General features: G+C 41.1%; 13 protein-coding genes. 4 read left to right on the top strand and 9 right to left on the bottom strand.

The genetic code is table 11. The features are described 5' to 3' along the window. Positions 1-22: 22 nt before the first annotated feature. Positions 23-1,924 (bottom strand): serine/threonine phosphatase, encoded by a 1,902-nt coding sequence (locus HEQ36_RS07655; RefSeq protein WP_053537470.1) that lies wholly within the window; start codon positions 1,922-1,924, stop codon positions 23-25. 165 nt (positions 1,925-2,089) lie between these two features. Continuing rightward, a complete protein-coding gene (locus HEQ36_RS07650; protein ID WP_168635646.1) occupies positions 2,090-2,662 on the bottom strand; it encodes an rRNA large subunit pseudouridine synthase E in 573 nt (190 codons plus the stop codon). Between the two features lie 90 nt (positions 2,663-2,752). On the opposite strand from HEQ36_RS07650, the gene HEQ36_RS07645 reads away from it, so the two are divergent. Together HEQ36_RS07645 and dnaK are read left to right on the top strand one after the other, a co-directional pair. Continuing rightward, complete coding sequence (locus HEQ36_RS07645) at positions 2,753-3,625, top strand: phosphodiester glycosidase family protein (RefSeq protein WP_053537472.1); 873 nt, start codon at positions 2,753-2,755, stop codon at positions 3,623-3,625. Between the two features lie 433 nt (positions 3,626-4,058). After that, positions 4,059-5,957: a molecular chaperone DnaK gene (dnaK, locus tag HEQ36_RS07640; protein ID WP_053537473.1), complete on the top strand. Its 1,899-nt coding sequence runs from the start codon at positions 4,059-4,061 to the stop codon at positions 5,955-5,957. A gap of 207 nt (positions 5,958-6,164) precedes the next feature. On the opposite strand, the gene HEQ36_RS07635 is transcribed toward dnaK, so the two are convergent. Continuing rightward, positions 6,165-6,314: a DUF433 domain-containing protein gene (locus tag HEQ36_RS07635; protein WP_168635645.1), complete on the bottom strand. Its 150-nt coding sequence runs from the start codon at positions 6,312-6,314 to the stop codon at positions 6,165-6,167. 403 nt (positions 6,315-6,717) lie between these two features. Continuing rightward, positions 6,718-7,005, bottom strand: coding sequence for a hypothetical protein (locus HEQ36_RS07630; RefSeq protein WP_168635644.1), 288 nt, complete (start codon positions 7,003-7,005; stop codon positions 6,718-6,720). 257 nt (positions 7,006-7,262) lie between these two features. Here HEQ36_RS07630 and HEQ36_RS07625 point away from each other — a divergent pair, with 257 nt between their 5' ends. Then, positions 7,263-7,484, top strand: a complete 222-nt coding sequence (locus HEQ36_RS07625) for a type II toxin-antitoxin system HicB family antitoxin (RefSeq protein ID WP_168635643.1) — start codon at positions 7,263-7,265, stop codon at positions 7,482-7,484. A gap of 76 nt (positions 7,485-7,560) precedes the next feature. Here the strand turns inward: HEQ36_RS07625 and HEQ36_RS07620 are convergent, their stop codons facing one another. The 4 genes from HEQ36_RS07620 to HEQ36_RS07605 all read right to left on the bottom strand — a co-directional run bounded on the left by HEQ36_RS07620 (position 7,561) and on the right by HEQ36_RS07605 (position 13,082). Next, positions 7,561-7,767: a phycobilisome linker polypeptide gene (locus HEQ36_RS07620; RefSeq protein ID WP_027402734.1), complete on the bottom strand. Its 207-nt coding sequence runs from the start codon at positions 7,765-7,767 to the stop codon at positions 7,561-7,563. Positions 7,768-8,101: 334 nt separating this feature from the next. Continuing rightward, positions 8,102-8,587: an allophycocyanin subunit beta gene (gene apcB, locus HEQ36_RS07615; RefSeq protein WP_027402733.1), complete on the bottom strand. Its 486-nt coding sequence runs from the start codon at positions 8,585-8,587 to the stop codon at positions 8,102-8,104. A 67-nt stretch (positions 8,588-8,654) separates the two neighbouring features. Next, positions 8,655-9,140 (bottom strand): allophycocyanin subunit alpha, encoded by a 486-nt coding sequence (apcA, locus tag HEQ36_RS07610; protein ID WP_039203384.1) that lies wholly within the window; start codon positions 9,138-9,140, stop codon positions 8,655-8,657. 549 nt (positions 9,141-9,689) lie between these two features. Then, on the bottom strand, positions 9,690-13,082 hold the full coding sequence (locus HEQ36_RS07605) for a phycobilisome rod-core linker polypeptide (RefSeq protein WP_168635642.1): 3,393 nt from the start codon (positions 13,080-13,082) through the stop codon (positions 9,690-9,692). A 631-nt stretch (positions 13,083-13,713) separates the two neighbouring features. Between HEQ36_RS07605 and HEQ36_RS07600 the strand changes: the two genes are divergently transcribed. Beyond that, on the top strand, positions 13,714-13,941 hold the full coding sequence (locus tag HEQ36_RS07600; protein WP_233455436.1) for a hypothetical protein: 228 nt from the start codon (positions 13,714-13,716) through the stop codon (positions 13,939-13,941). Positions 13,942-14,069: 128 nt separating this feature from the next. Here HEQ36_RS07600 and HEQ36_RS07595 read toward each other — a convergent pair. After that, positions 14,070-14,828: putative Ig domain-containing protein (locus tag HEQ36_RS07595; protein ID WP_290707226.1), on the bottom strand; the 759-nt coding region annotated here is incomplete at its 5' end.

Here is a 14,828-nt window from a genome sequence, read left to right as displayed (position 1 = left end):
ACTAATTTTAGAAGCAACTTTGCTAAGATAGTCTGACTTTCACTCGCACTAGTATAGCTGTAATATTGTCATGACCATTGTGTTCATTACCCAATTCAATTAAATCTTGAACCCCTGTTACTAAATTACTAGAAGAACTTAATAAGGGTTGGAGATGGGTTTGCCAATGAGTTTCTAAGCAGTCATTATCTGATAAACCATCTGAAACCAATACCAGAAGCATATCTTCATTGATATCAAATAACATCACATCAGGATGGAGAGCATCTTCGTTGCGTGGACCTAAAGCTTGGGTAAGTTGATAAGCATCTGCACGTCCATAGGCAATACTAGGTTCTATACCCCTAGCAATTTCTCGTTGACCAACTTCATGGTCTATAGTTATTTGTTCTAGTCCTTGCTTGCGAGTCAGCCAATAAAGACGACTATCTCCCACATGAGCAATTGCCGCTTGATTATCTTGAATTAGTAGCATGACCAAAGTAGTACCCATGCGACCAATACCAGAACGAGCTTCTTTTTGATTAAGCTCATAAATAGCCTGATTAGCCAGATAAACTGCGTGAAGAATAGACTCCTTGCGAGGCAATTCTGTATCTACCCAAGTTTTTTGAAAGTATTGACGGATAGTATTTACCGCTAATTGACTAGCTATTTCACCTCCAGCATGACCACCCATACCATCACAAAGAATATATAAACCTTGTGTTGTAACTTGACTATTTCCTGGTAACTCTATCTTGTGAACTTGACTATCAACACCAAAATAGTCCTCATTATGGTCGCGTTGACGACCCACATCAGTAGCTGCTGCATATTCCACGCTACTTAGCTGCATGGATAGAACTAGAGTTAGGGCTTCATCACTTTTATTTTTTGTATCATTACTTAGTGCCAAGACAGGTGATGAAGTTGGTTGTTCCTGATGACATTCTTCTGCTATTTCTTGTAAATGCGATAGCAATTGCGCCAGAGTTTGAATATTCCCAGATTCCACATACTCTAACATCTGCACCACACAATCCAATGGAGTGTGTTGGGATTCTCTAAACAAAGTTTGCCACATCCGACCCAAACTTTTAAGAGTTAAAGCTTGTTGTCCATTCTCTCGTATTTTCGTCAAATCTAAAACTTCGGGTGGTTGTGGTGTTAGTAACGGTGTCTCTATATATAGCCTTTGTAATATTAGAGTTTGGTCTTCATCTAAGCGCAAGTTCGACAACTCCAACAAACTTTGGCGACAATTTACAGTTTCTAACAACTCCCAAAGTTGAGTCATTTGATAAAACCAATGTAAAATTTCCAACGGACTTACTGTATCTCGTCGCAAAACATCAAGCAACGTCGGGAAATTGGATCTGTCTTCTAACAAGACTACTTGAAAATGATCTTGCTGCCAAGCATCATGAATATTTGGTATTCCTGGGCGCTTATCTACCTGCAATTTTAGATAAGCTTCCGCCAGACCCGGAATTGTCCTTATATCCATCTTGGTTTCGTGCAAAAGCATTGCCCCAATCAGTGATATTTTGTAAGGTTGACAATCTAGAACCTTGACTTCTATATAATCCGCAAATTCTTGTGGAGATTCTAACAAGCGATAACGTTGCCAAGGATCTAAATAAGCATCTAAAACAAATTTGGATAACAGACCAGAATCTCCGCCACCATCCGCTATATTTTCTAGATTTTGGCTTAATTTCGCAGTTTCCGCCACAACAGAAACTACCTTATCCACTGCCTGAGTAATGAGCGCGTACCAAACTGTGCTAGATTCTGCACCACATTTATAACAATACTGTGCATCTAAAGCCATATCGGCACTACATTCAGAGCAGATTTTATGAGCTAAGGATATACCACAGCTTTGACAGAACTTATTACTATCACCGTTTTCAAATTTACACTGGGGGCAAATCAGCATAGTCGGACTTCCTTGATTTTCCTGGTAAGGTGCTTTTAGCTACAAATATTCAAACAGTCCACAATTAAATAACTAAAATTAAAATTATGTAACCTAAGAACTAAGTGCTATTGTTGACACTCTTTTTGTATACTGATATTACAGTACCTTAATCTATTTTTCCGGTTAATGATTTAATCTTGCAACTTCTAGGGGAGTGAGTTCTCGCCATTGTCCTAGTGCTAAATCATCTAATTGAATATTACCAATACTTATCCTAATTAACCGCAAAGTCGGAAAACCCACAGCAGCAGTCATGCGACGGACTTGGCGATTTTTACCTTCAGTTAAGGTCATTTCTAGCCAAGCTGTGGGAATACTTTTCCGAAATCGAATGGGGGGAATACGTTGGACTACGGATGGTTCTTCTAACAATAACCTAACTTGAGCAGGACGAGTCCGGTAATCTTGAATTTCTACCCCAGTTTGTAGCTGATGAATTGCATCAATATCAGGAATACGTTCCACCTGCGCCCAATAAGTACGTTTATGACCAAAGCGCGGATGTGCTAGACGATGCTGTAACTGTCCATCATTTGTTAGTAACAGTAACCCCTCACTATCCCAATCTAAACGCCCCACAGCATAAACATCGGGAACATCTATATACTCTTTTAGCGTAATATGTTTGGGACTTTCTTGAGTAAATTGGCTCAAAACCCCATAGGGTTTGTGAAAAATAATATACCGATTATTCATAAAATATAGAAGGAGTCAGGAGGTAGGGGCGCAGGGACTGCGCCCATTCAGGATTCAGGAAAAAGAAGAAAGGATTAATAAACATCAATTATGACAATTAGCAAAATCAGCCGCAGATCCTTTTTATTTCTGGGTGGGGCAACCTTAGCACAAGGATTAACCTTAACATTACCTAGTTATGCTCAACCAGTTCAGGTAAACAAAAGTCAAATTAATGGTATCCCTTTTTATCAAACCATAGTTGATCTCACAGATCCAAAAACCTTGATTACAATGGGTTTAGCCAAAAATGCCAGCTTTGCGAACACCATTCAAAAAACCAGTGGTGATGAAGAATTTAGTAAATTAGTAGCGCGTTATAAGGCTGCTGTAGTTGCTAATGGCACATTCTTCGCCAAAAATCCTCAAAAAACAGTGATGGGTAACATGGTAGCTGGGGGAAAATTTGTCAAATACAGTCGCTGGGAAAATTTTGGGACTACCTTGGGATTAGGAGTTGACAATAAACCAGAAATGGTAACAGCCAGAGTAGACGGTAAACCCGAATGGAATAAACATTGGTTTTCCCTAACCTGTGGACCGAGATTATTGCGACAGGGGGAAATATGGATAAATCCCAGTATTGAAGGCTTTAAAGATCCTGTTGTTTTAGGCAATAGCGATCGCACAGCCATTGGTTTTACTCAGGACGGCACAAAGCTGATTTTAGCCAATTTTGAAATTAACCTCACTTTACAGCAGGAAGCAGAGGCAATGAAAGCGATCGGTTGTTATGAAGCTATGAATTTAGATGGTGGAGCATCCAGAGCCTTAGCCAACAAGACTAATATTGTAGTTCCCGCGGGTAGACCTTTAACCAATGTAATCGTCATTTATGATGCCACAAATCCCGCTCCCACAGCCTTAGAACAGGCATGGCTGAAGTTTCAAAAAGGAGAATACCCTTCCATACCTGCCTCGTAAATAAGGCACGGTTCAGGAATTAGAGGAATAATTACCAATTAGCCAGCCCTTGATTACGGAGTCAGGGGTATAGTATTTAATTTTTAATGGGGTTTGACGGCAAATACGACTATAAAGTTACGGTTCACCCCAATTCCTGAAAGTATTAATTCCCATACATTAGTCAATGTGAAAGCACATAAATCCATGAAACCACTAGACATAATTTATAAAATTCACCGTTCCCCTGACGGTTCGGTAAACCACCCTGCATGGAATGGCTACCACTGAGTTTATTTCTATTTCTTGCCCTGGGTAGCCTAGTTTGGGATTGTCTTCCCAGCAAAGCCATCAGTTTCTTTTTGGGCAACTGATTGTTATTAGCAGTTAGTTAATGCAATTTTATATTCTCTCTGAGTTCATTTAGTAATTTTATACGGAGCAAACACCCAAAATGGCAAAAGTAGTTGGAATTGATTTAGGAACGACTAACTCCTGTGTAGCAGTAATGGAAGGTGGTAAACCCACTGTTATTGCTAATGCGGAAGGTTTTCGGACAACACCCTCGGTAGTTGCATTTGCTAAAAATGGCGACAATTTAGTGGGTCAAATCGCTAAACGCCAAGCGGTAATGAACCCCGAAAATACTTTTTATTCAGTGAAACGCTTTATTGGTCGTCGTTTCGACGAAATTACCAACGAAGCTACAGAAGTTTCTTATAAAGTTCTCAGCAGTGGCGGTAACGTTAAGGTAGATTCTCCTGGTGCTGGTAAACAATTTGCTCCTGAAGAAATTTCTGCGAAAGTTCTCCGCAAATTGGTTGAAGATGCTAGTAAATACCTGGGTGAAACTGTTACCCAAGCTGTAATTACCGTTCCCGCTTACTTCAACGACTCTCAGCGTCAAGCTACTAAGGACGCGGGAAAAATCGCTGGTATTGACGTTCTCCGCATTATCAACGAACCTACCGCAGCTTCCCTAGCTTATGGCTTTGATAAAAAGAGTAACGAAACTATCCTGGTATTTGACTTGGGTGGTGGTACTTTCGACGTATCTGTTCTAGAAGTAGGTGACGGTGTATTTGAAGTATTATCAACATCCGGTGATACTCACCTGGGTGGTGACGACTTTGATAAAAAAATCGTTGACTTCCTAGCTGAACAGTTCAAAAAAGACGAAGGTATTGACCTCCGTAAGGACAAACAAGCTTTACAACGTCTGACTGAAGCCGCAGAAAAAGCCAAAATTGAACTTTCTAGCGTTACTCAAGCAGAAATTAACCTCCCATTTATCACTGCTACTCAGGACGGTCCAAAGCATTTGGATACAGTTCTTACTCGCGCTAAGTTTGAAGAACTCTGCGCTGATTTAATTGACCGTTGCCGCATTCCGGTGGAAGATGCACTTAAAGGTGCGAAGTTAAATAAGACCAATATTGACGAAGTTGTTCTCGTTGGTGGTTCTACCCGGATTCCCGCAGTTCAAGATGTGGTCAAACGGGTGTTAGGTAAAGATCCTAACCAAAGCGTTAACCCTGATGAAGTTGTAGCTGTTGGTGCTGCTATTCAAGCGGGTGTCTTGGCTGGTGATGTTACGGGTATCTTGTTGTTAGACGTAACACCATTATCTTTGGGTGTAGAAACCTTGGGTGGTGTGATGACTAAAATTATTCCTCGCAATACTACAATTCCTACCAAGAAATCAGAAGTGTTCTCTACTGCTGTAGACGGACAAACCAATGTGGAAATTCACGTTCTCCAAGGTGAGAGAGAATTCGCCAATGATAACAAGAGCTTAGGAACTTTCCGTTTGGATGGTATTCCTCCTGCTCCTCGTGGTGTTCCCCAAATTGAAGTTACTTTTGATATTGACGCTAACGGTATTCTCAATGTTGCGGCTAAGGATAAGGGAACTGGTAAGGAACAATCTATTAGTATCACTGGTGCTTCTACTCTGGATAAGAATGATGTAGAACGCATGGTGAGAGAAGCTGAACAAAATGCTTCTTCTGATAAGGAACGTCGTGAAAAAATTGAACGCAAAAACCAAGCTGATTCTTTAGCTTATCAAGCTGAAAAGCAGTTACAAGAGTTGGGTGATAAAGTCCCTGATGCTGATAAGACTAAGGTTGAAGGTTTAGTTAAGGAAGTACGGGAAGCTGTTGCTAAAGAAGATGATGCTCAAATCCAGAAGTTGATGCCAGAATTGCAACAAGCTCTGTTTGCTATTGGTAGCAATATCTATCAACAAGCTGGTGATGCTGCCGGTGCTGGTGGTACTGAACCTCCAAGCGGTGGTTCTGCTCCTTCTGGTGATGATGTTATTGATGCTGATTTCACTGAAAGCAAGTAGTCATAAATTCTCATCAAGGGCGGGGAACCCCCGTCCCTACACTATTAATACCCACCTAGCGCAATAACTGGATGGGTATTTTTTAATGGTAATTAAATTAGTTATTGCGAGATAGTGATTATTAATAAACCCAGTTGCTTAAAAATTCTATTTGTCCCTGCATACCTTGCGTTGATTTAGTGTTAATCAGCCGCAAAACTCCACGCATTAATTCGCCATTTCTTCAGCATTTGCACCTTGTTTGTAAAGAACAACCACCCGACTTACAGAAGTTTTAGTTCCTGTAATCACGGGACGACCATTACTCACATCTGGAGAACAGGTTACTAGCGTACCAATGTTAGTAGCAGTTGCCATAGTTGAGAGAATTTTTAGCTAAGGTTATTTAATTCTAGTTTATTATTGGCGCATCGCACCACAGGCGATCGCTCACAAAGCCTATTTTACTTCATAGCTACAGTTTTAATAAATGAGCTATCTTACACAATAGCCATAAGTAGGTGAACAGAAAAATTTAAAGGTATGTAACGGTATGTAAAGTTGTCTCAATGCGATATTCTAATTGAGTTTTAGCCATTTTATAAAACGCAATATCCCTCGTTTTTATTTTGTTCACCTACTTAGTAGTTTGTAGTAAAACTAATATAAAATGAGTAACTAGGAGAATTAGGATTTGATTAATGAATAAAAAAGATTGGTGGTTTGGCTGGCTACCTTACCCCAGTTCCTGGTTTATGGCTATCAAACTAGCCATACCAGCTTACATCGGGGCTACTGTAGTTTTTGGATTTGAGTTTTGGCGGTATTCTATTTTAGGAGGCCTAATAATTTTCACTGATAAAGATGGAACAATTGTCTTGTTTATAATTTCTCTTGTTGCTTTAATAATATCGTTAATATGGTTTTTAATTCTCACAGGATTATATAAACTGTTTCTTAAACTTCTGTGGTCAGATCCCCCAAAATCGCTAACTTTACCAAAGTTGAGATACTTGGTGATTCGAGATTTTGGAATTTTACTAGTATCAATTTTACCAGTTGCCGTCATTTTTACAATCTACATTTTATTTTATATGTTACAGGTATCAAGCAAACTTTTTCTGATGTGAGAATACCAAGATTATCTTACGATATTTTCCTGTTAAGGTTTTCATGGCTTTGGTTTATATCTGCTGCGTACATTTACCAATGGTACACAAATAAAAAAAGCCATCACAATTGACATAGTGAAGAAACGGGTTAGAAATGATTTCCAAGCAAAAGTAAAAATTCCTGATTAAAAGAGTTAGGCAAGGATCAGGATTTATGAATCAATACAGTATGATTGTTCAATGGTCAGACGAAGATCAGCTTTTCTTAGTCACAATTCCAGAATTTAGCCATCTTGTCATCATGCCTTGTACTCACGGTAAAACTCGTCAAGAAGCAATTCATAATGGTGAAGAAGTAATTGCAATGTACTTAGAAGCTTGGGAAGCAGAAGGTGAATCTATCCCTGAAGCAAGCACAATGCAAATTACTTCTTAATATCAAAGGCACAAAAAAAGAGGTCTTTTTAGACCCCTTCCAAAATCAAAATAAAATAATGTTTGATTTATAGAAATTAAGACAAACCAGCATTAGTACCTTGTTTACCGGTTGCTAATTCCACTTTAACAATCTTGCCACCCATTTTTTGAATCCGTTGTTGTTCACGGAACCAATTTTCATAAGGAACTAACTTAGTAAAGTAAGTATTTTGTAATTCGCGTTGGGTGCGAGTCCGAGATAGGCTAGGAACACAAGCAGTTACTTTAAATAAACGAGCCATTTTGTTTTAAATCTCCTGATATTGTTTGGGAAACTTTTTTATCTCAAATGTCTTGAGTGAAAATCTTTAATTTATCTGTAAGGATTTAGCTATCAGTGGTCAGCTTTTCTAAATTTTATGCCAAAAACTATATTTGATTACTTATCAATATATCAAATATTCTGACTCCTGACTCCTGACTCCTTACAATTATTTTTTCCAAGGCTGGAAATCAACCATCAGCACCAGACTGATAACACTTACAATCAATTAGCAAGAGAACCTTCTAGCAATCATGATTGATCTCCAGACCTTAATAATGCCGCACCTACATCACTAAGTGCAAAGCTAAGTCCTAGCTCAAGCCAGAGGAGATATAGTCGAAGTAAACGCCCATTTCTTTACCAGCGTCAGGACCAACCAAACTAGCGGTTACTTCCTTCATAGCACTGATAGCTTGAATTGTAGCGCCTACGGGTACTCCCAAAGAGTTGTAGGTTTCTTTCAAACCATTCAATACACGCTCGTCCAAAATGGAAGCGTCACCAGCCAACATAGCGTAGGTAGAATAGCGCAAGTAGTAATCCAAGTCACGGATACAAGCTGCGTAACGACGGGTGGTGTACATATTACCACCGGGACGGGTGATGTCAGAGTACAACAAGGATTTAGCTACAGCTTCTTTAACGATCGCAGCAGCATTAGCGCTGATGGTTGTAGCTGCACGAACGCGCAGTTCACCAGTAGCGAAGTAGCCTTTTAGCTTTTCGAGAGCAGCGGTATCAAGGTATTTACCTTGAACGTCTGAAGAATTGATAACGGAGGTAATTGCGTCTTGCATTGTTGTTTTTTCCTTATTTCCAACCTTATTGCTACAGTTTTAGTTTGAGCCGAGTTACAGCTAAAACTTACTGCATTGCACCAACAACGTAGTCGAAGTAAGAACCAGCTTCACCGGAGTCTTCAGCAGACAACAAGGTAGCAGCAACGTTCTTCATAGCGGCAACGCCACCAGCAACTGCATCAATGGGAGTACCCAAAGATTTGTACATTTCACGCACACCAACGATACCGATTTCTTCGATGGCTGTAACATCACCAGAAACGATTCCGTAGGTAACGAGACGGAGGTAGTAGTCCAAGTCACGCAAGCAAGTAGCTGTCATTTCTTGACCGTAAGCGTTACCACCGGGGGAAACAACGTCAGGACGTTTTTGGAACAGTTGGTCGCCAGCTTGCTTAACAATGCGCTCGCGGTTTTCGGTCAATACTTGAGCGATGCGGAGACGTTGTGCGCCACCTGCAACAAAACCTTTGATTCTATCTAATTCACCGGGGCTGAGGTAGCGAGCTTCCGCATCAGCATTCACGATGGCTTTCGTGACGATACTCATTAATGGATTCCTCCAAAACTAATGGAACCAGAATTTGATTAAACTGGTACGACTTTATGTGGTTGATAGTGACTTGACAACTTGGTTGACATTTTTAGCCAGATTGTCTGGATTTGGTGTAAACCAGGTGGAAAACTCAATTACCTCCCGCAAAATATTGTCCAGTATTATGTTGAGCATTTATTACTGCTCTTAATATTTTGTAACACTTATTTTCAGATTTGCTCATTCTCAGGGAACAGGGAACAGGGAACAGGGAACAGGGAACAGTAAACAGGAAACAGGAAACAGGAAACAGGAAACAGGAAACAGGGAACAGGGAACAGGGAACAGGGAACAGTAAAAAGCCTGTGAAATCCAGATTAAACAGTCTTTTCTGAATCATGAGGGAGAAGAAAGGAAGAATTATCTCTTGCCTCTTGCCTCTTGCCTCTTGCCTCTTGCCTCTTGCCTCTTGCCTCTTGCCTCTTGCCTCTTGTCTCTTGTCTCTTGCCTCTTGCCTCTTGCCTCTTGCCTCTTGCCTTCTTCCTGTCACCTGTCACCTGTCACCTATCTATTAGGAAGACCACCTGTTAAAACAGAAGGAGATAAGCTAGACCAGGATTGCTTCACTAGGTCAGCTTCAGCTTGAACACTGCCTAAATAGTTACCTGCTGGTAAAGATGGATAGCGTTTGTAGGGAACAACGTCTTCACCAAAGTAACGAGCATACTCAGGACTGTTAACAATTGCCTCTACTGCTGCCCGTAAACCGCTATCAGCCAATAGTTTGTTATATTGACGGATTTCGCCCTGAGTAGCGGGTGCGCGTCCCAAGAGGTGACGGAATAGGAATTCAATTACCTTGGTGTTGGGATAGGGGGTGTAGAACCGTTTGCGATAGATTTCGGAACTGGCTAGTTCGAGAACAAATTCCCGCACGGTAATTTCGCCGTTACGCAATTTGCTGTCTAAGTCAGAACGGCGGAAATAAGCAGGTACTTGACCGCTAAATACGTCCATAACTTGGATATAGATAGCATTGATGACCTGATTGGTTTCTGGGGAATTTGTGCCAGTGGTAGCACGGTAAATCCGGGCTGGTTTGCGACGGCTTGTACCGACACCAACTTCTACAGATTGACCACGACCATCGTTGAAAGAACGACCCAACTCAATAAACAAGGGTTTTGTCTTGTCCATTTTCTTGGCTTGGGCTGCTAAATCTGCGATCGCCTTCGCTAGAATTGGCGTATTCTCAGTTTTAATCCGTGGCTTCACAGTTTCAAAACTAGGAACAACCAAATCATCATTTTGCTTGGTTAACTGGTTGTAAAGCTTCTCAGTATTGGGGAAATTAGCCGCAGGTAAAGTGGGGAAGCGACGGAAAGGAACGGTATCTTCACCAAACACCTGACCATATTCAGCACTTTCAACCATCGCGCTAATAAAGGCTCGAATCCCTTGAGTAGCTAAAATTTGGTTGTATTTACGAATTTCTGCTTGGTCAATAGGAGCGCGACCCAAGAAATGCTTAGTTCCCAACTCAATTACTTTTGTATTGGGGTAAGGGGTGTAGAACTCTTTCTGATACAGGCTAGAGTAACCCAAACCTTGAATAAATTCCTTAACGCTGATTTCACCGTTCACCAACTTACTTTCTAGAACTGTAAACTCGTTCTTAGAGATGTAAGGAGCAATATCGCGCTCGAAAATCTGCCGATAAGCACCGCTAATCACAATTTCCGCCGCAACCTTGTCATTTTTAACTGCTGTCAGTTTAAAGACTTTGGTTTGCTCACGTTGCTTAGTAACACCTTGGTTAATGCGGAAATCAATATCTGGTTCAGTCCGCATTTCTGTGACTGCACCCAATTCCACAAAGCGAGGAGTTTCTTGTTTCTCAACATTCGCCAAATCTTCGCGGATAGTCCCCACACGTAATTGACGTAAAGACACACCCGCAGGAGTTAGATAACGCTCGTAAGGAACTGTATCTTCATTAAATGCTTGGCTGTATTCGTCACTGTCAAGAATGGCATCAACGACCGCATAAAAGCCCTTCTTAGCAGCAATGTCAAAATACTTGTTGTTTTCTTCCCGACCGTAGGTAGGACGACCTAACAAGCGACGGTGAATATATTCAATCGCTTTACAGACATAGAGAGAAGTCCAGTACATCTTGCGGAATAAATCCGACTTCGCCAACATCCGCACAAACTCGCGGACGGTGATATCGCCGTTTTCCAGCTTAATTTCTGCAACCTTCAGACGTTGACCTTCGTAAACATCACGACCAAAAACTTGTAGATAAGTAGCCTTAATTACCGCTTGGGTAGAACTTTCCGAGAACTTGACACTTACACCCTTAGGAGCTTTTCTGCCAATAGTTCCAGGTAACTGGTCTAACTTGAACACCTTCGCGCCCAAAGTCCCAGGAGCTACACTCCGAGCATTAGGATTGCTGAGTTGGTTATTGATACCAGGACCTTGGTGAATCAAGATCCGGCGAGTATCCTTACTAAACGGTGCAGGGCTGCTGCTGGGGTTGCGGGTTGCTTTCGGGAAAATTGCCCCAAATTGGATTTCCAAGGGGTCATTACCAGAACCGTAGGGATGTTGGTCAGGTAATGGTTGTTCATAAGCAGCAAAAGTTGTAATAAACTGAGGAACTTTCCGGAAAGGCGCACTGTATTTAAACAGGTCTTGCTGTTGTCCCCAGTTACGACATTCTTGGGCTTCTTGACCCAGACCCCGAATGTAGGGAACTGTTTCTTCACCAAAGTAATCACTGTATTCGGTAGAATCTACCAAAGCATCAACTAAACCTGCTAAACCTTTGAGTGAGACAATGGCAAAGTATTTTTGCACTTCTTCCCGGCTACTTGGACCCCGTCCTAAAATGTGACGGAAAGCCAATTCAATCACCCGGCTATTAATAAAAGGCTGATAAAACTGTTTTTGGTAAAGGGGGGATTTAGCTAAACGGCGAATAAACTCCCGCATGGAGATCTCGCAATTTTTAACTTTAGATTCTAAGTCAGAAATAGACAAGCTATAAGCACGGGTAATATCGCGCTCAAATACTTGACGATAAGCAGCTTTGATAATTTCAGTCTTCTCGCTAGAAGACAAACCGGGCTTCATGACGTACTTGGGACGACGTTCTGCGGCAACAGCGTAAATTTGTGGCAGTTGTAACCCTTGTTGGTCGCCGGAAGGACGTTGACGAACTTTAGTAGAAGGTGTTGGTGCTTTAAATTCCGTCAGCAACACATCCATGTACTGAGTCACAATTTCTGTAGCTGCGGCATCTTTACGGAAATAAGACAGGGACGCTGCTTTAATTTCCTGCAAAGCAACGATGGTTGCTTCCCCAGAACAAGCATTTTCAATAATTTCCCGCAAACCTCTGGTATTCACAGAAATGATATTGGGGTCGCCAGCGACAATGGCGTAGGTGGCATAGCGTAAGAACCAGGACAAGTCCCGTAAACTCTTGGCCATGTTGCTAGGACCATAACGAGCAACGTTAATAGGTCTAAAGCCTGGAGGTGTTGGTCCACCAGCAGAAGTATTGAAGATAGAACGGAGGTTTTCAAAGAAACCACCACTACTTTCAACGTAGGTGACTGTTCCTAGTTTCATGCCCTCTTGGACATTAACACCTGCGCCGACCATTGCCAATTCTCGTTCTTGGGGCTTTTCAAAGAAAGCCATTGGTGAACCACCAATGAAAATCCGGTTAGCCGCACGAGAAACGATAATTTCGGAATTGTCGGTCAAAATCTTGGCAATTTCTAACCGCTTTGCACCGGAGGCAAAATAGCTGCTAAGTTCACTTAGTTCACCTCTTCCCAAAAAGCGGTCTTGTTGTTCCGCTTGGGAAATGGTAGAGACAGGTAAGGTTTGATATAGTTGCGGACGCGCAACTGAGCTTCCACCGCTTGCCTTAACACTCATGGGTTTTTTAAGACTCCTATCATAACTGTTTATGTGTTAAGCCTGAGTTATTTATTGTAAGGCTTGACATTTGTGCGTATCTATGGATTTTACGCCTATAAAACCCAGTAAATTAACTCGGTCAATTTTTAGATTAGAACGTTTTGCGTTTACGCTGTTGGTTTATTAAGAAGTATGTCGAATCTGTAATCTAAATTTTGATATTCAAGAGGATACATACTTGGATTTTCTTGGCTGAACACAGATTTTATCCCAAATTCTGCACCAATTTAATTCTTAAACTTATTTATAAGAAAACAGGCTAAAAACTAGTGTGTTAATTCTGAATCCCTTATCCCATAAGACTTCATGCCCAAAATATGTCGCATATTTTTATGAGAAAGTGCCTGGAACAGATGCTTTCGGTGTAAACTACGGTAACACCAATAATTTCCCAGGAAATCGCTCCAAAACCCACAAAATTAACATACTAGTACAACACGGCATAAATAAACCAACCATTCTAAATCGTTAAAAAGCCTATACTGTCTTCGTTTTGACTTTTGACTTTTGACTTTTGACTTCCGCCCTGCGGTACTAGCTTACTCCTCAAGAGTTTTCTTCTGGTTCTTCCGTTCATGGCAAACCTCGTTTGTCTAAAATTGGCAATTCCCGTTTGCGTCAGGCTCTTTTTATGCCTGCGATTGTTGCTCGTCGCTATAATCCTTTGATTCACTCCTTCCGTGAACGTCTTTTGGCTAAAGGTAAATCTAAAAAGTCTGTTATTGGTGCAGCCATGCACAAGCTTTTACGCCAAGTTTTTGGTGTTCTCAAGTCTCAGACCGCTTTTGACCCTAATTTTCTTTCTCCCACCACTTGACTTTCAAGACAGTATCTTGTATCTACTTTTAGAATCAAACAATCAAGCCGTTTTGAGTATAGCTATGACTTTAACATTCAAATTCCCTACATGATCATTAGTTGGAGTACTGAACAGACACTGAGAACTTAAACTGACAATTTCAGTTTAATGTCAGCAGTCAAGGCACTTGCATCAAGGGTATTAATCAACCCATCACCATTGATATCAGCAGTGGCATCAAAAATTCCCTTATTAAAGTTCGTTTTTGCTTGGTTCAGTGAACCTAAATCACCAGTATTAACTTTGCCATCATAGTTGATGTCTGAGTTAAAGGTGGATTTACCGGACAATTTAACCTCGTACTGAGACCAATCAGGAACGTTGGTAAACAATACCAGACCATTAGTAAGATCAAAGTTTTCCTTAGCTGCTGAAGGATCATAGGTCAACTCAACCCGTTGACTAGAACCCGGATTCAGCAATAGGTCTTTATCCCCTGACAAATCCAGATTATTCACAGTCACCCCGCCGACATTAATCTGAATATCGGAAACCACCAGGATACCTGTCCCCGTATTGTTGATATCAAAGTATTTGGTGATATCAGCATAATTGGGGCGGACATAATCGCTGTCTTGGTAGCCCTTACGGAACTGGGATAGTTCTGTTGTGAATTTGATACTAGAATCATCGGCATTGCCTGAATTATCGGTAATAGCCAAACCTGGAATCACAAGATCAGCTTCCTTTTCAACGGCAATTACAAAGATATCACTAACATTTGCTCCGGCTTTATCTGTAGCGATCGCCTTAACATTCAAACTACCAACATTATCATTACTGGGAGTACCGCTAAAGGTGCCAGTTGTGGGATTAAAGGTTAACCAACTTGGTAAAGCATTGCC

Origin of the sequence: Anabaena sp. 54 (genome assembly GCF_017355725.1) — a bacterium.
GTDB lineage: Bacteria > Cyanobacteriota > Cyanobacteriia > Cyanobacteriales > Nostocaceae > Dolichospermum > Dolichospermum heterosporum.
Note: the sequence above shows the minus strand (reverse complement) of the source record. Positions and strands in the feature narration are given on the sequence as shown.

Bases quoted from the DNA above. Each gene is read 5' to 3' on its own strand.
- apcA (WP_039203384.1), bottom strand. From the start codon at position 9,140: ATGAGTATCGTCACGAAAGCCATCGTGAATGCTGATGCGGAAGCTCGC.
- HEQ36_RS07635 (WP_168635645.1), bottom strand. From the start codon at position 6,314: ATGGCAACTGCTACTAACATTGGTACGCTAGTAACCTGTTCTCCAGAT.
- apcB (WP_027402733.1), bottom strand. From the start codon at position 8,587: ATGCAAGACGCAATTACCTCCGTTATCAATTCTTCAGACGTTCAAGGT.
- HEQ36_RS07625 (WP_168635643.1), top strand. From the start codon at position 7,263: ATGAATCAATACAGTATGATTGTTCAATGGTCAGACGAAGATCAGCTT.
- HEQ36_RS07645 (WP_053537472.1), top strand. From the start codon at position 2,753: ATGACAATTAGCAAAATCAGCCGCAGATCCTTTTTATTTCTGGGTGGG.
- HEQ36_RS07655 (WP_053537470.1), bottom strand. From the start codon at position 1,924: ATGCTGATTTGCCCCCAGTGTAAATTTGAAAACGGTGATAGTAATAAG.
- HEQ36_RS07605 (WP_168635642.1), bottom strand. From the start codon at position 13,082: ATGAGTGTTAAGGCAAGCGGTGGAAGCTCAGTTGCGCGTCCGCAACTA.
- HEQ36_RS07650 (WP_168635646.1), bottom strand. From the start codon at position 2,662: ATGAATAATCGGTATATTATTTTTCACAAACCCTATGGGGTTTTGAGC.
- HEQ36_RS07620 (WP_027402734.1), bottom strand. From the start codon at position 7,767: ATGGCTCGTTTATTTAAAGTAACTGCTTGTGTTCCTAGCCTATCTCGG.
- HEQ36_RS07630 (WP_168635644.1), bottom strand. From the start codon at position 7,005: ATGACGGCAACTGGTAAAATTGATACTAGTAAAATTCCAAAATCTCGA.
- dnaK (WP_053537473.1), top strand. From the start codon at position 4,059: ATGGCAAAAGTAGTTGGAATTGATTTAGGAACGACTAACTCCTGTGTA.